The 20,373-nt window shown below is 64.5% G+C and carries 14 protein-coding genes; 9 read left to right on the top strand and 5 right to left on the bottom strand.

Annotation, left to right across the window (positions count from 1 at the left end; genetic code table 11):
* Positions 1-118: 118 nt before the first annotated feature.
* The 3 genes from UP09_RS24515 to UP09_RS24505 all read left to right on the top strand — a co-directional run bounded on the left by UP09_RS24515 (position 119) and on the right by UP09_RS24505 (position 5,500).
* Positions 119-2,335, top strand: coding sequence for a marine proteobacterial sortase target protein (locus UP09_RS24515; RefSeq protein WP_502689079.1), 2,217 nt, complete (start codon positions 119-121; stop codon positions 2,333-2,335).
* A gap of 204 nt (positions 2,336-2,539) precedes the next feature.
* Complete coding sequence (locus tag UP09_RS24510) at positions 2,540-3,109, top strand: class GN sortase (RefSeq protein ID WP_044540856.1); 570 nt, start codon at positions 2,540-2,542, stop codon at positions 3,107-3,109.
* Between the two features lie 168 nt (positions 3,110-3,277).
* Complete coding sequence (locus UP09_RS24505; RefSeq protein WP_044540855.1) at positions 3,278-5,500, top strand: acetate--CoA ligase family protein; 2,223 nt, start codon at positions 3,278-3,280, stop codon at positions 5,498-5,500.
* A 136-nt stretch (positions 5,501-5,636) separates the two neighbouring features.
* Here the strand turns inward: UP09_RS24505 and UP09_RS24500 are convergent, their stop codons facing one another.
* A complete protein-coding gene (locus UP09_RS24500) occupies positions 5,637-6,398 on the bottom strand; it encodes a S1 family peptidase (protein WP_044541197.1) in 762 nt (253 codons plus the stop codon).
* Positions 6,399-6,511: 113 nt separating this feature from the next.
* Between UP09_RS24500 and UP09_RS24495 the strand changes: the two genes are divergently transcribed.
* The 3 genes from UP09_RS24495 to UP09_RS24485 all read left to right on the top strand — a co-directional run bounded on the left by UP09_RS24495 (position 6,512) and on the right by UP09_RS24485 (position 9,756).
* Positions 6,512-7,144: an HAD-IA family hydrolase gene (locus UP09_RS24495; RefSeq protein ID WP_044540854.1), complete on the top strand. Its 633-nt coding sequence runs from the start codon at positions 6,512-6,514 to the stop codon at positions 7,142-7,144.
* 280 nt (positions 7,145-7,424) lie between these two features.
* Positions 7,425-8,372, top strand: coding sequence for an AAA family ATPase (locus tag UP09_RS24490; RefSeq protein ID WP_044541196.1), 948 nt, complete (start codon positions 7,425-7,427; stop codon positions 8,370-8,372).
* Between the two features lie 7 nt (positions 8,373-8,379).
* Positions 8,380-9,756 carry a VWA domain-containing protein gene (locus UP09_RS24485; protein ID WP_044540853.1) on the top strand — a complete coding sequence of 459 codons (1,377 nt, stop codon included), beginning with the start codon at positions 8,380-8,382 and terminating at the stop codon, positions 9,754-9,756.
* A gap of 29 nt (positions 9,757-9,785) precedes the next feature.
* Here UP09_RS24485 and UP09_RS24480 read toward each other — a convergent pair whose 3' ends face one another.
* Positions 9,786-10,292, bottom strand: a complete 507-nt coding sequence (locus UP09_RS24480) for a hypothetical protein (protein WP_245302180.1) — start codon at positions 10,290-10,292, stop codon at positions 9,786-9,788.
* 379 nt (positions 10,293-10,671) lie between these two features.
* Between UP09_RS24480 and UP09_RS24475 the strand changes: the two genes are divergently transcribed.
* Positions 10,672-11,895 (top strand): T6SS phospholipase effector Tle1-like catalytic domain-containing protein, encoded by a 1,224-nt coding sequence (locus tag UP09_RS24475; protein WP_044540851.1) that lies wholly within the window; start codon positions 10,672-10,674, stop codon positions 11,893-11,895.
* Positions 11,896-11,905: 10 nt separating this feature from the next.
* On the opposite strand, the gene UP09_RS24470 is transcribed toward UP09_RS24475, so the two are convergent.
* The 3 genes from UP09_RS24470 to UP09_RS24460 are packed head-to-tail and all read right to left on the bottom strand — an operon-like array spanning position 11,906 to position 15,959.
* Entirely contained in the window at positions 11,906-14,131 is a 2,226-nt protein-coding gene (locus UP09_RS24470; RefSeq protein WP_044540850.1) for a xanthine dehydrogenase family protein molybdopterin-binding subunit, read from the bottom strand.
* Positions 14,128-14,619, bottom strand: coding sequence for a (2Fe-2S)-binding protein (locus UP09_RS24465; protein WP_044540849.1), 492 nt, complete (start codon positions 14,617-14,619; stop codon positions 14,128-14,130). Before UP09_RS24465 ends, UP09_RS24470 begins: the two co-directional genes overlap by 4 nt.
* The gene (locus UP09_RS24460) at positions 14,616-15,959 is read right to left on the bottom strand and encodes a cytochrome c (protein ID WP_063840160.1); all 1,344 of its coding nucleotides are present in this window, start codon (positions 15,957-15,959) and stop codon (positions 14,616-14,618) included. Before UP09_RS24460 ends, UP09_RS24465 begins: the two co-directional genes overlap by 4 nt.
* Positions 15,960-16,059: 100 nt before the next feature.
* Between UP09_RS24460 and recQ the strand changes: the two genes are divergently transcribed.
* Together recQ and UP09_RS24450 are read left to right on the top strand one after the other, a co-directional pair.
* A complete protein-coding gene (gene recQ, locus UP09_RS24455) occupies positions 16,060-17,928 on the top strand; it encodes a DNA helicase RecQ (protein WP_044540848.1) in 1,869 nt (622 codons plus the stop codon).
* Between the two features lie 678 nt (positions 17,929-18,606).
* On the top strand, positions 18,607-20,355 hold the full coding sequence (locus tag UP09_RS24450; protein WP_044540847.1) for a flavin-containing monooxygenase: 1,749 nt from the start codon (positions 18,607-18,609) through the stop codon (positions 20,353-20,355).
* Positions 20,356-20,373 lie beyond the last annotated feature (18 nt).

Raw genomic sequence — 20,373 nt, 5'->3', positions numbered from 1 at the left:
TCGCGCCAAAACGGCCGTTCTCCATGATCGCGAGGCAGCGAAACCCTCGCTCGGAGCGACGAAAATGACGATTTGCGATGCAAGTGAGACCAGCCGGCGGATCCGCCTGTCGCGCAAGATGCGCATCCTGCTGTTCTTCCTGGTGGAAGGCGTGGCCGCGCTGGCAATCGGCTTTGCTGCCCTCTTCCTGAGTTTTGATCCGGTGTGGTCGGCAGAGCAGCCGAAGCAAGCGGTGTTGCGGCCGGCCGATGCGCGCTCCGGCTCGCTGCTGCTCAAGACCGAGGACGGCTATGCCGATGCTCTCAGGCTCGGCGTCGACGTCGACCTCACCGTATCGGGGCCGACCGTCCGCGCCCGCGTCACGCAGATCTTCCGTAACCCGACCAAGGAGTGGATGGAGGCGACCTATGTCTATCCGCTGCCGGCGGGCAGCGCGGTCGACACCCTGAAGATGGTGGTCGGCGACCGCGTCGTGGTCGGCGACATCAAGGAGCGGCAGCAGGCCCGCGCCATCTACGAGCAGGCCAAACAGAACGGCCAGAAGGCCGCGCTCACCGAACAGGAGCGGCCGAACATCTTCACCAACTCGGTCGCCAATATCGGCCCCGGCGAAACCGTGCTGGTGCAGATCGAATATCAGGAGCCGGTGCAGCAGAACGGCAACGCGTTCTCGCTGCGGGTGCCGATGGTGGTCGGCCCGCGCTACAATCCGCAACCGGTGGTGCAAAGCGTCGACCTTCGCGCCGATGGCGGCGGCTGGGGCGCAACCACGACTGATCCGGTGCCGGATCGCGACCGCATCTCGCCGCCGGTGCTCGACCCCGCCGAAAACGCACCGATCAATCCGACCAACATCACGGTGCACCTGCAGGCCGGCTTCCCGCTCGGCGAGGTGAAGAGCCATTTTCACCAGGTCAAGATCGAGAGCCCCGACAACGCCACGCGCATCATCAAGCTGGCCGAAGGCGCGGTGCCCGCTGATCGCGATTTCGAACTCACCTGGAAACCCGCCGCCGAAAAAGCGCCATCGGTCGGGCTGTTCCGCGAGCATGTCGGCAATTCCGACTATTTGCTTACCTTCGTCACCCCGCCCTCGGTCGAGCAGGCGAACGAGAAGCAGCTGCCGCGCGAGGTGATCTTCGTGATCGACAATTCCGGCTCGATGGGCGGCACCTCGATCATCCAGGCCAAGGCGAGTCTCTTGTATGCGCTCGGCCGCCTACAGCCGACCGACCGCTTCAATGTGATCCGCTTCGACGACACCATGGATGTTCTGTTCCCGACGCCAGTCGCCGCGAACAGCACCAATATCGGCAACGCGACGTCGTTCGTCAGCGCGCTGCAAGCACGCGGCGGCACCGAGATGGTGCCGGCGATGCGCGCCGCGCTGTCCGACACCAACCACGATGACGCCAGTACCATCCGCCAGGTCGTATTCCTGACCGACGGCGCGATCGGCAACGAACAGCAATTGTTCGAGACCATCAGCGCGCTGCGCGGCCGCTCGCGAATCTTCATGGTCGGCATCGGCTCGGCACCGAACACCTATCTAATGACCCGCGCCGCCGAGCTTGGCCGCGGTACCTTCACCCATATCGGCTCGGTCGAGCAGGTCGACGAACGGATGCGCGACCTGTTCGGCAAGCTGGAGAATCCGGCGGTGACCGGCCTCTCCGCAAAATTCTCCGACGCCACGGCCGACCTGACGCCGGCGGCGATCCCCGACGTCTATCGTGACGAGCCGCTGGTGCTCGCCGCCAAACTCGACAAGCTCGCCGGCTCGGTCGAGATCAAGGGCCGGATCGGTGACCGTCCCTGGAGCGTGACGCTGCCGCTCGCCAACGCCGCCGAAGGCAAGGGCCTGTCAAAGCTGTGGGCGCGCCGCAAGATCGCAGATGCCGAAGTCGCGCGCACCACGCGGCAGGCAAGTCCTGAAGATGCCGACAAGACGATCCTTGCGCTCGCACTGGAGCACCAGCTCGTCACGCGACTGACCAGCCTGGTTGCGGTCGACGAGACGCCGAGCCGTCCCGACGGTGAGCCGTTGAAGCTGAGCGAGCTGCCGATCAACCTGCCCGCAGGCTGGGATTTCGCAAAGGTGTTCGGCGAGCGTCCGCGGCTTCCGGTGGCACCGACCGAGCGTCGTGCCGAAGCTGGTGACGTCAAGGTCCGGCTCGCGGCACTGAAGCGGCCGGTCGTCACGACGGCTCCCGTCACGGTCCAATTGCCGAAGACGGCAACCGATGCCGAGCTGAAGATGATCGCGGGCGTGATCCTGCTCACGGTCAGCCTGCTCCTCATGATGTTCAACCGACGTCAGACGTCGCCCCACTGACGTCGGATGAAAGGAGGAGGTTTCCCCCGACCTCCTCCTTCAAGAGCGCGCGCGGCCTCTCACCGTCCCCCCAGGGCCGCGCGCGCCGCTCTTTTCCCCCAACCGGCCGTCATTGCGAGGAGCGAAGCGACGAAGCAATCCATGGTCCCACATATGTTGCACGATGGATTGCTTCGCTTCGCTCGCAATGACGGGAGATAGACAATGCCCCGCATCATCTCTCCCGCTGTCTTCGTCCTCATCGGCCTGATCCTGTTCGGCCAGGGCACCTACATCCACGCCAAGGCGCTGCTCGCGCAGGTGCTGCTGGAGCGTGCTTTCACAGAGACCATTGCGACCGGCCACCCTGTGAAGCCGTGGTCCTGGGCCGATACCTGGCCGGTGGCGCGTATCGAGGTGAAACGACTCCGCGCCTCGACAATCGTGCTCGCCGGCAGCAGCGGCCAGGCGCTGGCCTTCGGTCCGGGTCATGTCGAGCAGACCGTCGACGCCGGCGAGCGCGGCGTCGCGGTCTATTCTGCGCATCGTGACACGCATTTTCGTTTCCTGAAGGAGGTCGCTGTTGGCGACGAGATCGACGTCACCACGAGTGACGGCAAGACCTTCCGCTACCGGGCCGATCGCAGCTCCGTGGTCCGTTTCGACCAGTCCGGGATTGATCCGCTGACCGACCGATACGAGCTGGTGTTATCGACCTGCTGGCCGTTCGACGCGCTGACCTCGGGGCCGGAGCGCTATCTGCTGCACGCGACCTTGATCGAACCGGGTTCCTGAGCCCGGCGAATTTTGCGCGCGCCGGGATATTTTGTGCGGTGCCCTGCCCCGCGCTGGCGTGAGTTGCCACCCTCTTCCGTCAGCCATAAAAGGAATGAAAATCACGGCGTTCGGCGATCGTCCGTCGGCCTGAGGAAACCAAAGACAACAAGGGTAAGGGCAGGCTCCATGGAAGCTCTCGCAAGCACCGCGTTTCATCCGTCCCGTAAATGGACGCCACCTGCCGACGCCAGCGACATAGTCAAGAGCATTCATGCGATGCTGCACCCGCGCAACATCGTGCTGGTCGGCGCCACCGACAAACCGGGCAACTATGCCGAGCGGATCTGGAACAATCTGATCAGATACAAATATGCGGGCAGGATATTCCCGATCAACGCCAAGCGCGAAGCGATCTGGGGTGTCACTTGCTACAAGGATTTTGCCAGCCTGCCGGAGAAGCCCGATCACGTGCTGGTGCTGGTGCCGGCCCGGTTTGCCGTGCAGGTGATCCGCGATGCGGCCGCCGCCGGCGCGCGTTCGGCGACGATCGTCACGTCAGGCTTCAGCGAGTTGCAGGACGAGGAGAGCCAGCGGCTCGCCGTCGAGCTGAAGCAGGCTATCAAGGAGACCGGGCTCGCCGTCACCGGCCCGAACTGCCTCGGCAACTTAAGCGCCGGTGAAAACCTGTTCACCAATATCGACGACCGCATCGTCACCATGGAGCAAGGTGCGGTGGCGATCGCCGGTCAATCCGGCGCGATCGTGATGGCGATCCGTCAGGCGCTGGAAGATCGCGGCGTCGGCGTCGGCTACATGGTCACGACCGGCAACGAATCCGGGCTGGAGACGCCGGACTTGATGGCTTATTTTGCCGCCGATCCCAGCATTCGCGTCATCGTGGTCTATCTCGAAGGCGTCCGGAACACGAAAGTGTTCCGCGAAGCCTGCAAGGCCGCGCGGGCCGCCGGCAAACCGGTGATCGCGCTCAAGCTTGGTGCCTCCGAAGGCGGCCGGGCCGCTGCGATGGCGCATACCGGCGCGCTTGCTGGCTCGATCGAGACCTTTGACGCGATCTCGACCCGCGAAGGCGTGATCCGGGTGCGCGGGCTCGATGAACTGATCGAAACCACGGAATGCTTCGTTCATGCTGATCCGCCAAAGGGCAATCACCTCGCCGCGGTGTCGCTGTCCGGTGGCAAGCGCGGCCTGCTGATCGACGCCTTCTATTCCGCCGGCCTGAACTTTGCGCCGCTGAGCCCGAACGCGTCAGAACAACTGGCGAAGATGCTGGGACCCGGCAGCATCGTCGGCAATCCGCTCGATGCCGGCTTTGCCGCGGTGGTCGATCCCTCCGTCTACATGAAGTCGATCGAGATCATGATCGACGATCCCGACACCGATATCGTCATCATCGACGCCGAGCTGCCGAAGGCGCCGCACGAATTGCGCGAGCGCAATCTGCGCATCGTCAACGAGATGGCGGCCAAGGCCAACAAGCCGGTGATCTATATCAGCACCATGTCGATCGGCTTCACCGAATTCACCAAGGGACTGCGCAAGAGCCTCCCTGATATCGCTGTGATGCAGGGCCTCGACCGCGCCGTCGGCGCGATCAAGGCGCTGATCGAATATGCCGGCCTGCGCAAGGAAGTGCCTGACATCGTCTCCAGCTCGAAGGCCTCTGCGCGCGTCGTGCTGGAGAAGACCCTAAAAGCCGCCAACGGCGCCGCCGCGCTCGACGAGGTCGCCTCGAAGAAGCTGCTCAAGGCCTATGGCATTCCGATCTCCAGGGAAGAGGTCGCACAGACCGCGGCCGAGGCCGTGACGATCGCCAAGACAATCGGCTTCCCGGTGGTTGCGAAAGTGGTCAGCGCCGACATCCTGCATAAATCCGACATCGGCGGCGTGGTGCTGAACCTCAACAGTGCCGCCGAGGTGAAGAAGGCGTTCAACGACATCACCGCGCGGGTGAAAAAGCTGAAGGGCAAGCCGAAGCTCGAAGGCATCCTGATCGCGCAGCAGGTCAAGGCCGACCTCGAGCTTGTGGTCGGCGCCTCGCTCGACGCCGAGATGGGACCCGTGGTGCTGTTCGGCACCGGCGGCGTCGATATCGAGCTGCTGAAGGACGTCGCCCTTGCCGGCGCGCCGCTCGATGCCGCCGAGGCGCGAGAGCTGATCGCGAAGACCAAGGCTGGCATCAAGATGAAGGGTTATCGCGGAAAGCCCGCGCTGCACGAAGCATCCGCGGTGAAGGCGCTGGTCGGCCTCTCCAATCTGATGGCCGACGCCGGCAACCGCATCGCCTCGATCGACGTCAACCCGTTCCTGATCAACAGCAAGCTCGGCGTCGCCGTGGATGGCCTGGTCGTGCTGAACAATGCAGCGGCGAAGAAGGCTGCGGGGCATTAGGCGCTACTCCCTCTCCCCGTTCTTACGGGGAGAGGGCTGGGGTGAGGGACTGCATCCACGAACGCGACTCGCGGAGAGTCCCCCTCACCCGGATTGCTTCGCAATCCGACTCTCCCCGCGAGCGGGGCGAGGTGACTCAAAAACTCGCCCCCCACTGCCGCGCGGTCTGCATCAGCCAGTCGCGGTACAGCGTCAGCGGCGTAACGCCGGTGATGCCGCCGCAGCCAGCGGTACCATTCGGCCCCGTGGACCAGCTCACCACGCCAATGATCGCAGGCCCGCTCTGCTTGTCCTCGAACACGGGCGCACCGGAATCCCCGGTGCAGGCGCCCATCCCGTCGCGGGTGCCCTGGCCAACCGGATCGACGAGACGGATCTGCAGCGTACCCGGTTTGCTGGTCGCGACCAGGCCCGCGACGCGGATCGTGCCGCCGCTCTTGCCGTCGCCGCGCACGGTGACGCCGACGCCCGCGATGGTGAAGCGGCCGCCGACCTGGATCGGAATGTTGGGCGTACCAAGCGTCGATGGCGCTTTCCCAACCATTGGCGCGGCGAGCTGCAGCAGCGCGACATCGGCGGTCGCGACATGATTAAGCATCGCTTGCATCTTGAAGCCCGGATGAATCGCAACCGTCTTGACGTACTGCAGCTTGGGCTGCCGGTCCGCGCCATAATCGACGATCTTGTAGTCGGCGCCGGGCTGCACGCAATGCGCCGCGGTCAGCACGACTTTTGGTGCGATCAGCGCGCCGGTGCAGAAATTGCCGCGCGAGCCGACAATGGTGACGACCGAGCGCGCGACACCGTCAGCCGACGGCGCACCGCCGCCGACGATGGCCGAGGCGGGAGCGGATATCAGCGACATCACAGTCGCGAGGATGAGCTGAGGCTTCTTCATCGGCGCAGCAATAGCCCGCGGCGCGCGGATCGCCAAGCGTCGGATCAGGCTGGTTCCGGCCGTCAATCCGTGTTAGCCGCTCCCTCAAGCAATAGATGACCTGGCAGGGAAGAATGATCGAAGCAGTGATCTGGGATTTCGGCGGCGTCCTGACCACCTCGCCGTTCGAGGCGTTCGCGCGCTATGAGACCGAGCGCGGCCTGCCCGCCGACATCATCCGCCGCACCAACGCTGCCAACCATCTCGAAAACGCCTGGGCCAAATTCGAGCGCGCCGAAATCGACATCGACGCCTTTGACGAACTTTTCGCGACGGAATCGAAAGCGCTCGGCGCCGAGGTGCGCGGCAAGGACGTGCTGCCGCTGCTCTCCGGCGACCTGCGTCCCGAGATGGTCGAAGCGCTGAAGCGCATCAACGCAAAGTTCAAGACCGGCTGCATCACCAACAATCTGCCGGCCAACGCGATCGGCAGCCACAGCGGGCGCACGCTCTACATCGCCGAGGTGATGGTGCTGTTCGATCATGTGATCGAATCAGCAAAGATCGGGCTGCGCAAGCCCGATCCGCGAATCTACCAGATGATGGTGGAGACGCTGCAAGTGAATCCCAAGAACTGCGTCTATCTCGACGATCTCGGCGTCAACCTGAAGCCCGCCCGCGAGATGGGCATGACCACGATCAAGGTGCTCAACGCCGCGCAGGCGATCGGCGAACTCGAGACCGCGACCGGGCTCACGCTGAGGTGAAGCCGGTTCCCCGCACATTCACCAGACGTTCGTAGCCCGGATGGAGCGCAGCGAAATCCGGGACCTCGAGCTCCGTAGTGAGCACTGATCCCGGATTACGCTTCGCTTCATCCGGGCTACGTGTAGTGTGTGTGTATTGCGCTCCGCGGAAATACGCCGGAAGCAGGCGCTAACCCCAGGCCTTTAACCCCCGGCCTTTGCGGGTCAAACGAGCCTTGTGCTTTGCCCGCAACGGGGGCAGAACAGGTCCGAGTTCAAGGCAAATTCGGAGCTGATCCTCGTGGCTGATACCAGGCCCACCGCCGCGATCGAGGCCGTGGAAAGCGGCCTCGCCGCGCACGGCTATATCGCCAGCCGGCAGATCGCGACCGCGGTGTATCTGTCGCAGCAGATCGAGAAGCCGATCCTGGTCGAAGGCCCCGCCGGTGTCGGCAAGACCGAGCTGGCGAAGGCGATCGCCGCCTGGCGCGGCCTGAAATTGATCCGCCTGCAGTGCTACGAGGGCCTCGACGAGGCCAAGGCGCTGTACGAGTGGAAGTACGCCAAGCAGTTGCTCTACACCCAGATCCTGAAGGACAAGCTCGGCGAGGTGCTGGGCGACGCGCAGACGCTGCATGAGGCGCTCGGCCAGCTCCACGCCTTCGGCGACGTGTTCTTCTCCAAGGAATTCGTCGAGCCGCGCCCGCTGCTGCAGGCGCTGGAGCAACCGGCCGGCTGCGTGCTGCTGATCGACGAGATCGACAAATCCGACGCCGAGTTCGAATCGCTGCTGCTGGAAATCCTCTCGGACTTCCAGGTCACCATTCCCGAACTCGGCACGGTGACGGCGGTGGCGGCGCCGACCGTGATCCTGACCTCGAACAGCGAGCGCGACCTCGGCGACGCCTTGAAGCGGCGCTGCCTGCATCTGCATATCGGCTTCCCCGAGCAGAAGCTGGAAGAGCGTATCGTCGAGACCCGTGTGCCGGGCATCTCGCAGGCCCTGCGCAAGCAGATGGTCGGCTTCATCCATGAGATCCGCACGCTGGACCTGAAGAAGCTGCCCTCGGTCAGCGAGGCAATCGACTGGGCGCGCGTGCTGGTGTTGCTGCAGGCCACCGAACTCGACCACGAGATCGTCAAGGACACGCTCAACGTGCTCCTCAAATACGAAGCCGATATCGAGGCCGCAACGCCGCAGGTCTCGGCGTTCATCGCCAAGGCGTCGCGGCACGGCGTCTTTAGCTAGGGTTCCAATGCGCGAGAACCTGCATCGCTTCTTTCGTGCGGCGCGGGGAGCCGGGGTCCGGGTCTCACCCGCCGAAAGCATCGACGCGATGCGCGCGGTGTCTCAGGTCGGCTTCGCCGATCGCACGATCCTGCGCGACACCATCCTGCTGACGCTCGCCAAGACGCAGGACGAGAAGCGCGCGCTCGGCGACTGTTTTGATCTTTTCTTCAGCCAGCCCGAGCCGCAACAGGACGCCTCCGAGCAGGACAAGCAGGACGACGACAGTGAGTCCGGCGCCAACCCGTCGGCCGATGCGCATGGCGACGCGGAAGGTGGCGCGGAGAGCGAGAACATCGGATCGCTCGCCGAGATGCTGCTGTCGCAAGACCGCAACGCGCTCTCGGCCGCAATCGCCAACGCTTCGGGCGCGGCCTCGCTGTCCGACATTCGCTACTTCACCCAGCGCGGCATCTTCCAGACCCGCATCCTCAATGCGATGGGCATCGAGCGGCTGCGCGACGACATCGACGACCTGACCACACGCAACCCCGCGCTCGCCGAGCGGCTGCAGGATGCGCTCAACGGTTTGCGCGGCACCGTCCGCGATACGGTCTCGCAGGCCCTGCTGCTCTACGGCCGCGAGGAGACGGAAAACCTGCGCAACGAAATCCTGCGCAACGCGCCGCTGGCGCGGATCGAACCGCGCCAGGTCGAGCAGATGCGCGCGTTGATCCGCCGGATCGCCCGCCGCCTGCGCGAGCGCTTTTCCAAGCCGCGCAAACGCCAGCGCCGCGGCCATCTCGACGTGCGCCGCACGCTGCGGCGTAACGCAGCCTGGGGCGGCGTCCCCTTCCTCACGGCATGGAAACGCAAGCACCGCGACCGGCCGAAGATCGTGGCGCTGTGCGACGTCTCGGGTTCGGTCGCGCGGGTCTCGGATTTCTTCCTGCTGTTGATTCACAGCCTGCACGAGGTGGTCGACGACGTCCGCTCGTTTGCCTTCTCCGGACACCTGATCGAAGTCAGTGACATCCTGGACTCCAAATCGCCCGAAGAGGCGATGAAGGAGATCATGTCCAAGGTCGGCTTCGGCTCGTCCGACTACGGCAACTCATTCGCCGATTTCGAGAACGAGTGGATGGGCGCGATCACACCGCAGACCACCGTGATTGTGCTCGGCGACGCCCGCAGCAACAATCTCGACCCGCGCGCCGACATCCTGCGCCGCATCGGCGAACGCTCCAAGCGGCTGGTGTGGCTCAACCCCGAGGGCCGCATGGTCTGGGGCTTTGGCGATTCGGAAATGCCGCGTTACGCGACCTTCTGCAGCGTGGTGCGCCAATGCGGCACCGCGCAGCAGCTCGAGCGCGCGGTATCGGACATTGTGGCGACGTATCAATAGGCCCCGCGGTTTCAAATGACCGGTGGTGCCTACGAGTTAAGCCGGGCACTGAGCAGCCATCCAGCCAATGAGATCAGCGTTAGCGCGATCGCCGCGGAGAAGCTGACGAACTTGATGGTCGTGATCGCCTTCAACATCGGAACGGTCCGTGCCGCCTCGTTCGGCTCGCCGCGCAGCAACAACCACGCCAGCAGACAATCCTCGATCAGGTCGCTGAGCAGATATACCCCCGGCACCAGCAGCCCGAGCCACGCCTCAGATGGATAGAGTTGCTTGATCCAGTGCGACGATGCCGCGCCCATCGCGCCCGCAAGCGCCAGCATGACGATCAGATCGAGCGGGAACAGGATCGGGCAGACATATTTGAACCGAAGGTCCGACGTAACCAGTGCGCTGAGCTGGTCGGCTGTGTAGCTCAATGTCTTCTCGGGAAAGCGCGAAGAAAATCTCCCTGCGAAGACTGCCTCGGCGTACTTGCCGACGCTCCAGAACAAGCCAAACGCAATCACGACCAAACCAGCGAGGATGACTGTCACGCGGGCTTCATGACTCATATCGGTCCGCCCCTGTGCAGGTCAGGCGTGTGGTGGTCAGACGTGTGGTGGACACCCGCGGGCAGAATATGCGCGCGCACCGGGCAAATCTCCAGAAAATAGAAAGTATGGATACAATATCGCAATGGTTGTTGACCAGATTCCCATCTTTTCCGCACTGTTGCAATTGAATTCTACGGATTGCCGCAACCGGACGCGCGTGCACAGCGCTGCGGCCTGGTGCAGCAAGACACGCTCCGCCAGGCCGCCGGGTGGCGAGTCATCCCGCGTAAACACAACCGTGCTCAATTGAAGATTGAATCCGGACCGCATTCTGCCCTAGATAGACGCAGGAGTTCACGGCGACCGCAGGGGGCAACGGATGCCGAAGGATATCATCATTTGCTGCGACGGCACCGGCAGCGAGATCAGCGACAATATTTCCAACGTGCTGAAGCTGTTTCGTGTCACCGAGAAGAGTGATCGGCAACGGATTTATTACCAGCCCGGGCTCGGCACGATCGGCATGCAGAATTCCTGGGGGCGCTTCAAGCAGCAGATGCGCGGCCTGTGGGGGCTGGCCTTCGGTGCAGGCCTCGACAAGGACACGCTCGATGCCTACGTCTTCCTGTGCAAGGCTTGGGAGCCCGGCGACCGGGTCTGGGTGTTCGGCTTCAGCCGCGGCGCCTACACGGTGCGCGTGCTGGCCGGCTTCATCCATGCAATGGGACTGCTGCCGGTCGACCAGATCGACCTCGCCAGTTATGCGTTCGGCACCTTCAAGAAAGCCAGTTCGGACGCCCAGAGGTCCGATGGGACCTTCGACGAAGCGCCGCTGAAGGAGGTCTGGCATTTCAGCCAGATCGCCGGCGGCCGCAACATCGACATCGAATTCATCGGGGTCTGGGACACCGTGGCCTGCATCATCGTGCCGCGGCAGGACAATTTCTGGTTCGATATGCAGACGCTGCTCTTCACCCGCACCAATTCAAGCGTCAAGCGATTCCGCCAGGCGATCTCGATGGACGAGCGGCGGCGCATGTTCCGCCTCAACCGCTGGATCGACCCGCAGAAGTACCGGTCGAATCCGTTCGATCCGAAGACGGCCGTGGACCAGGACATCCGTCAGGTCTGGTTTGCCGGCGTGCACTCCGACATCGGCGGCGGCTATCCGGAGGCCGAGAGCGGGCTATCGAAATTTCCGCTGATATGGATGCTCGCGCAGGCCCAGGCCGCCGGGCTGCACATGGACCGGATGCTGATCGATCATTTCGCCTGGGGAATGCCGCTGCCGCCGCCGGCGCACGTCTATGTGCCGCCGAGCGCGACGGGACCGTTGCACAATTCGCTGACCGGCGCCTGGGAAATCCTGGAGTGGATTCCGAAGCGCGACAAGTGGAAGGAATGGCCCGAGCGTAAATCCTTCCTCGGCTTCTATCTGCCACTTGGCGAGCCGCGGCTGATTCCGGACGGTTCGACGATCCATCGCTCGGTGCTGGAACGGATGGAGGAAATTCCAACCTACCGTCCGATCAACATGCCGAAAAACTACAAGATCGAGGAGTTGACGCCAATGCCACCGCCGATCGCTCCCTCCGTCGTCTGAACCCGCGCCCTTACGCGTCGATCGCATCCTTGATGCGCCTGCGGGTGAGCGGCAGGTCACGCAGCCGTTTTCCGGTCGCATCGGCAATGGCATTGGCGAGCGAGGCGGCGGCCGGGCCCTGTCCGGTCTCGCCGCTGCCGAGGAACGGCAGTCCGGGGCGATTGATGATGTGAACGTCGATGTTATCAGGCACCGAATTGAACCGCAGGATCGGATAGGTCTGCCAGTCGATGCTGGTGATCCTGGTGTCGTCGAAGCTGACGCTCTCATACAGCGTCCAGCTGGTCGACTGCACGATCGCGCCTTCGATCTGGTTGGTGATTCCATCGGGATTGACGACCTGACCGGCGTCAACGGCGGCGACCGCGCGCACCAAGCGTGCACGGCCGGTCTCGCGATTGACCTCCACCTCGGAGGCAACAGCGCAATAGGCCGCGAGATTCTTGTAGCGCGCGAACGCAAAGCCGTAGCCACGGTTCGGCGGCGCCTTCTGCCCCCGCGTCCAGCCGAAACCTTGGGCAGCCTTCTCGATCACCTCGCGGCCACGCTGGTCGTCGAGATGTTTCAGGCGGAATTCGACGGGATCGGTCCCGGCGAGACCGGCCAATTCGTCCATGAAACTCTCGATCGAGAACACGTTGTGATAGGCGCCGAGCGCGCGCATCGCGGAAATCCGCAGCGGCATCGCCGGGATGAAATGATGCACCACATGCGCGTTCGGGAAATTGTAGATCGGAATCGCGTTGCGATCGCCGCCGCCCTCCGGCAGCGGCAACGGCTTCGGCGCGGGCACCGCAAAGGAGCGCGCCATGTGCTGGGCCGCAAGCAGCGAGCCGGCGCCGCCCGGCCGCATCGAATGCGTGTTGCTCCATACCGCGAAATTCCAGTCAGCGATCTTGCCGTTAGCATCGAGCGAGGCGCTCAGCTTGGTCACCATCGCCGGACCATACGGTTCCCAGCCATGTTCCTGCTCACGCGTCCACTGCACCCGCACGGGACGGCCCGGAAGCGCGCGGGCAATCAGCGCCGCATCGGCCGCGGCATCGTCGGCGCCGTTATGGCCGTAGCAGCCGGAGCCTTCGACATGGATCAGGCGAACGCTGGCCTGCGGCATCCCCAGCATCTCGGCAATAGCTTGCCGGTCGGGATAGACGCCTTGCGTGTGCGTCCACACCGTCATCGCGCCATCGAGGAACTGCGCAACCGCGCAGGATGGCCCGATCGAACCGTGCGACTGGTAGGGCCGCGTGTAGGTCGCCTCCAGCGTTTTCGTTCCGGTCGCGGAGGGATCGCTGCGTGTAAAGATCGCAAAATCCTGCGACGGCAGCATCGTCAGCACGTTGGCGAGATCATTCTGGTTCGGGAGCTTTGCGATCTCTCGCCACTTCGCCGCCGCGGCCAGCCCATTCATCGCCTTGACTGCAAGAAATTCCTTCTCCGCCACCACGGCGAGGAAATTGCCGTCGCGCACGATCTGGATCACGCCGGGCATTTTCTCGATCGCGGACGTCTCGCATTCGGTCAGTTGCGCACCGTAGCTTGGCGGCCGCACCACGCGCGCATGCAGCATGCCGGGAAGCCGCATGTCCTGCACATAGGCCGCGCCGCCGGTGACCTTGGCCGGGATATCGACGCGCGGCACCGGCTGTCCCATCACCTGAAACGTCGCCGGATCCTTCAAGCTCGACGTCGGCTGCGCCTGGACATGCAGCATATCGGTGGCGACGAGCTCGCCATAGGTCAGGCGCCGGCCATCGGGCGCGACGACGGTTGCATTCTCCGTTCGCAATCCGTCTGCCGGTAGATCGAACCGCCTCGCCGCTTCCGCAACGAGCAGCGCCCGCGCCTGCGCCGCGGCATGCAGGATCGCGGTGCCGCTGTCCTGCATTGAATGGCTGCCGGAGGTGTAGCCTTCATTTGCCGTGAGCCGGGTGTCGGCAGTGACGACATTTAGCGCGTCGAACGGCACATCGAGCTGTTCGGCGGCGATCTGCTGGAACGCGGTCTTGAACCCCTGGCCGAGCTCGGCCTTGCCCGTAAAGGCCGTGATGCGGCCGTCGGCATCGATGCGAATCCAAGAATCCAGATTGGACGAGGTTGCCAGGCTGCCTGGCAACTTCGGCCCGTTACCGGGCTTCTGTTCCTGCGCCTCCGCATCGCGCAGCGAGAAGCTGACGATCAGCGCGCCGGCGCCGGCCAGCACGCTGCGGCGGTCGAGAATCACGGGAGCGTTCATCGGCCGCCCCCCTCGATCGTGGCGTCCGCCGTATCCATCAGCCTGGCGGCTCGATGCACTGCGCGCAGGATACGCATATGGGTGCCGCAGCGGCACAGATGCGGCTGCAGCTCGGCCCGGATCTGCGCATCGGTCGGCTTTGGATTGCGCATCAGCAGCGCCTGCGCCCGCATCATCATTCCGGCGATGCAGTAGCCGCACTGTGCCGCCTGCTCCTCCATGAAGGCGCGCTGGATCGGTGCCGGCGCATCCAAGGTCCCGAGTCCCTCGAGCGTCGTCACCTGCTTGCCCTCGAGCAGGACCAGCGGCGTGACGCAGGACAGCACCGCCTTGCCGTCGACGATCACGGTGCAGGCACCGCACTGCCCGAGCCCGCAGCCAAACTTGGCCGCGTTGAGCGCGAGGTCGTCGCGCAGCACGTAGAGCAGCGGCGCATCCGGGTCGGCGGCGACCTGATGGTCCCGGCCATTGACTTTCAATGTCATCATGGCTTGCCTCGCTGAAGAGAATCCGCAGGCGCATCGCGCTGATCGTGCGAAGCCGTGAGCAAAACGGTTTGCGCGGCGCGCGCATCGCGTACGGTTTTGTCGAGATCGCCCCACACCGGCTGCTTGCCGAACCGGACGCGCAGGTAGTTCAGCAGTGCCACCATTTGTGTGTCGTCGATGCTGGCAGCAAAGCCCGGCATGATCGGGCTGCGTTCGCCTTCGACGGCACCTATACCTGACAATACGATGTTGACGAGGTTGCGCGGATCGGGGCTTGCGATGGCCGTAGAGAGCGCGAGATTGACGCCGCCATAAGGCAACGGCCGGTGGCTTTCGTGACAGGTGGCGCAGGCCGCAGCATAGATCGCCGCGTCGGCGGCATTGGCCTGAGGCGTATCCGTCGCAGGCGGTGGCGCGGGGCGCTTGCCGTCCGGCGCCGGCGCACCCGAGATATCGGCCATGTACACGGCGATGGCACGCACGTCGCTGTCGGCGACATCAGACAGATTGCCGACGACGTCAGCCATCGGCCCGCGCGCGGTGCCGTGATCGGGATGCCAGCCGCGGCGCAGATAGGCGTGGAGCGCGTCCGCGTTCCATCGCACCGGCGCGTGAGAGGTGTCGTTCAGCGCATAGGCGTGCCAGCTGTCGACATCGCCGCCGGAAAACTGCGCGTTGACGCGTTCCGCGCCGAGCGCGTTGCGCGGTGTATGGCAGGCGCCGCAATGCGCGAGCCCATCGACCAGGTAGGCGCCGCGGTTCCATTCCGCGCTCCTGGTCGCATCCGAATCAACATCGCCGCCGCGAAAGTACAGCAGTTTCCATCCGGCGATCATCGGCCGATAATTGAGCGGAAACGACAGCCGGTTCGCCGGCGGCGACGCATGAACCGGCTGCCGCGTCATCAGGAACGCATAGAGCGCCCGGTCGTCCGTATCAGAGACTTTGGTGAAATGGTCATAGGGGAAGGTCGGATAGAGATGATGGCCGTCGCGGCTGACGCCCGAGCGCATCGCGCGGACGAACGCCGCTTCCGGCCAGTGCCCGATGCCGGTCTCGGCATCGGGTGTGATATTGGACGAGAAAATGGTACCGAACGGCGTTGGAACCGAAAGGCCGCCGGCGTAATTCCCACCGCCACGCACGGTATGGCAGGTGTTGCAATTGCCGATCGCAGCGAGATCGCGGCCGCGCTTGACGATGTCAGGACCGAAAGCGTCCGGCCGCGGCGGCGCGATCGCCGCAATCGACGGCCGCCAGGCGACGGCAAAGCCCGCGGCCGCGCCGGCGACCAGCACGACAGCGGCAATGCCTGTGATGATCCGCAATTGACCGGCCATGCCTGAATTGAGTTTGCGATGGGACCAGCGTATTAACACATCTCGTTCCGGTATCGTTCGGTCCCAGGACCTCGATCACCGCCTGTTGACCCCAGGACTCATGACCGCCCAGCCCGCCCTCGATCGTGCATCTGCCCCGCCTCGCGATGCGCTGTCCGTGCTCAACCACGTGTTCGGCTTGCCGGGCTTCCGCGGCGCGCAGGAAGAGATCATCCGCCATGTCGCGGACGGCGGCAATTGCCTGGTGCTGATGCCGACCGGTGGCGGCAAGTCGATGTGCTACCAGCTGCCGTCATTGCTGCGCGACGGCTGCGGCATCGTGGTCTCGCCGCTGATCGCGCTGATGCGCGACCAGGTCGCGGGCCTGACCGAGGCCGGCGTCAATGCCGCCGTGCTGAACTCGACGCTGTCCTATCAGGAGGCCTCCGAGGTCGAGCGGCGGCTGCTCGCGGGCGACCTCGATCTGCTCTACGTCGCGCCGGAACGGCTGCTGACGCCGCGCTGCCTCAATCTGCTCGGCCAGGCGAAGATCGCGCTATTTGCGATCGACGAGGCGCATTGCGTCTCGCAATGGGGCCATGACTTCCGTCCCGAATATATCGGCCTCTCGGCGCTCGCCGAACGTTTTCCCAACGTGCCGCGCATTGCGCTGACCGCGACCGCCGATGCGATGACGCGGAAAGAGATTGCGGAGCGGCTGCAACTCGTCGACGCGCCGGAATTCGTTGCGAGCTTCGACCGGCCCAACATCCGCTACGAGATCGTCGACAAGCAGAACGCGACGACGCAACTCAAGAATCTGATCGCCGAACGGCATCCGGGCGACGCCGGCGTCGTCTACTGCCTGTCCCGCGCCAAGGTCGAGGATGTCGCGGCGTCACTGAGCGACGCCGGCATTCTCGCGCTACCCTACCATGCCGGGCTCGATGCCAGCGTGCGTGCCAGGAATCAAGATCGCTTCATCAACGAGGACGGCGTCGTGATCGTTGCCACCATCGCGTTCGGCATGGGCATCGACAAGCCGGATGTGCGCTTCGTCGCGCATCTCGATTTGCCCAAGAGCGTCGAGGCCTATTACCAGGAGACCGGCCGCGCCGGGCGTGACGGCAAGCCGTCGACCGCCTGGATGGCCTACGGCCTCTCCGACATCGTGCAGCAGCGCCGCATGATCGACGAATCGACCGGCTCCGACGCCTTCAAACGCGTCTCGATCGGCAAGCTCGACGCGCTGGTCGCGCTGGCCGAGACGGTGCACTGCCGCCGGCAGCGCCTGCTCGGCTATTTCGGCGAGACGCAAGGCAGCGAGAGCTGCGGCAATTGCGACAATTGCCTGACGCCGCCGCGCATTCGCGATGGCAAGGTATTGGCGCAGAAACTATTGTCCTGCGTCTATCGCACCGGGCAACGTTTTGGCGCCATGCACCTGATCGATGTGCTGGTCGGGCGCCTCACCGAGCGCGTCAAGCAGTTCAACCATGAGCAATTGTCGGTGTTCGGCATCGGCCGCGAACTCAACGAGAAGCAGTGGCGCGCGGTGCTGCGCCAGCTCGTGGCGATGGGTCATCTGCGCGCGGACAGCGACGCCTTCGGCGCGCTGAAGCTGACCGAGAGTGCCCGCGGCGTGCTGAAGGGTGAGACTGCGGTGATGCTACGCGAGCAGCCGGAAGGCGCGCGCAACCGCGCGATCCGCGGCAAGTCGCGCCGCGGCGAACTCGCACAGGCGGCCGATAGCAAGGGCGCCGCCGCCAACCCCACGCTGCATGCGGCGCTACGCGCCTGGCGTTCGGAGGTGGCGCGGCAGCGCGGCGTGCCGGCCTATGTGGTGCTGCATGATTCCACGATCGACGGTATTGCCGCGATGCGGCCGGACACGCTGGACGATCTGCGCGGCATCGCCGGAATCGGTGACAAAAAGCTCGAGCATTACGGCACCGAGCTGATCAGGTTGGTGAACAGGACGGAAGGCTGATCGGACGCCAACCGCCTTGTTCATCCATCCCGGGATACGGGACGCTTGCGGTTTGCCCAGTATGGACAGTGAGGACAGACCCTCACGTTCGGGATAATCGACTCCCTCTTCATGTGGACATCCCAACAACTCCGGCGTTAGCGCGACAGAGCGGACCTCTTCCGCACGGAGAAAGGCGGCAACCTCCTCCATGACCGTCGAATTGTCGCGGATATCGCCGCTCTCAACGAGCCATCTGCGCAATGCGAACGGCGGCGCCTCCGGCGCTGTAATTACCGCAACGGCGACCTTGCTGGCGCGTTTATCGTCGGGACCGTAGAACGCCACGGTTCCGACAGGGTAGCCGCGAAAACCTGATTTGCTCTTCTTCTCCAGCCACTTTTGTGGCCGCCAGCCGAGTTTCATCGTGATTCCCGATAGAGACAGGTTGCAAAACCCCATTCGTCTCAGCGAGCGCTGGTCGACGTTAACGGCTTCATAAAGTGGGGGTTCAGGCGCTTAGGTCCATCCCGCGCCCATCCTCGCAAAAGGGCGTCCGGATACCGCAGCGATTGCCCCGACATACGAGCCATTCGCTGCGCGGCAACGCGCTTGCTTGCAGGCCATACCGCGCTCGCCCTAATCTTCCTTGCCGCGTCCCATGAGGCGCGGCCAAAACAAACAGGGAAGGGACTGGCCATGGCCCAGGAGAGCGCCGCGCGCGAGACTGCGCGCTCCGCGGAGACCGGAACGTTCGACGCCGTCGTGATCGGCGCGGGCTTTGCCGGGATGTACATGCTGCATCGGCTGCGCAGGCTCGGCTTCACCGCGCGGGTCTATGAGGCCGGCGGCGGTGTCGGCGGCACCTGGTACTGGAACCGCTATCCCGGCGCGCGCTGCGACGTCGAGAGCCTGCAATATTCGTTCTCGTTCTCCGAAGAGCTCGACCAGGACTGGAGCTGGTCAGAGAAATATTCGCCGCAACCGGAAATTCTCGAGTACGCCAACCATGTCGCCGACCGCTTCGACCTGCGCAGCCAGATCGTGTTCGACACCCGTGTCACCGCGGCGACCTTCGACGAGACGGTCGGCACCTGGACGGTCGAGACCGACCGCGGCGACAGGGTCACCGCAAAATTCTGCATCATGGCGGTCGGCTGCCTGTCGGCGCCGAACCGTCCGGTCTTCGCCGGCATGGAGGATTTCCACGGACCGATCTATCACACCGGCGAATGGCCGCATGAGGGTGTCGACTTCACCGGCCTACGCGTCGGCGTCATCGGCACCGGCTCGTCGGCGATTCAGTCGATCCCGATCATCGCGCGGCAGGCCTCGCAGCTCACCGTGTTCCAGCGCACCGCGACCTGGTCGGTGCCGGCATGGAACGAGGCGCTGTCCGCTGACTATCTGAGAGAGGCCAAGGCGCATTATCCGGAACTGCGCGCAAAGGCGCGGGCGCGTCCGACCGGCTTCTATTTCCCGTTCAACGCCCAGCCCGCATTGGAGGCGAGCGCCGAGGAGCGCGAGCGGCAATATGAGGAGGCCTGGCAGCGCGGCGGTCTGCCGTTCCTCGGTGCGTTTGGCGACCTGCTGTTCGAGAAGGACGCCAACGACACCATCGCCGGCTTCGCGCGCGAGAAGATCCGCGGCATCGTCAAGGATCCCGCGACCGCCGAGCTGCTGTCCCCGCAGAACGTGTTCGGCTGCAAGCGGCTCTGCGTCGATACCAACTATTTCGAGACCTACAATCTGCCGCATGTGAAGCTGGTCGACGTGTCCAAAGCGCCGATCGAGCGCTTCACCACCGACGGCATTGTGGTCGACGGCGCCGAGTACAAGCTCGACGCCATCGTGTCTGCCACTGGCTTCGCCGCGATGACCGGCTCGTTCGACAAGATTGCGATCACCGGCCGCGGCGGTCGCACGCTCGCCGAGAAATGGCGGGCCGGCCCGCGCGCCTATCTCGGCCTCGCCTCCGAAGGCTTTCCAAACCTGTTCATGATCACCGGGCCCGGCAGCCCGTCGGTGCTGGCGAGCATGATCCAGGCGATCGAGCAGCATGTCGACTGGCTGGCGGATTGCCTTGGCCACATGCGCCACATCGGCGCCGGCACCATCGAGCCGACACGTGAGGATGAGGACGCCTGGGTCGCCCATGTCACCGATGTCTCGACGGTGTCGCTGCGCTCGACCTGCAGCTCCTGGTATGTCGGCACCAACATCCCCGGCCGGCCCCGGGTGTTCATGCCCTATATCGGCGGCTTCCCGGTCTATGTGCAGAAGTGCAACGAGGTGATGAATTCGGGCTATGACGGCTTCGTGCTGGAGGGCGCGCGGGGCAGCAACGCGCCGCCGCTTGTGCGCTTCACCGAACGCTGGCAAGTGCCGCTCGACATCGAGGTGATCTCGCCGGCCGCGATTGCCGCCAGGCGCGTCCCCATGGTCTGAGGCGACAAGCCCAGAGGT

This window comes from Bradyrhizobium sp. LTSP885 (assembly GCF_000938305.1).
Lineage (GTDB): Bacteria > Pseudomonadota > Alphaproteobacteria > Rhizobiales > Xanthobacteraceae > Bradyrhizobium.
Note: the sequence above shows the minus strand (reverse complement) of the source record. Positions and strands in the feature narration are given on the sequence as shown.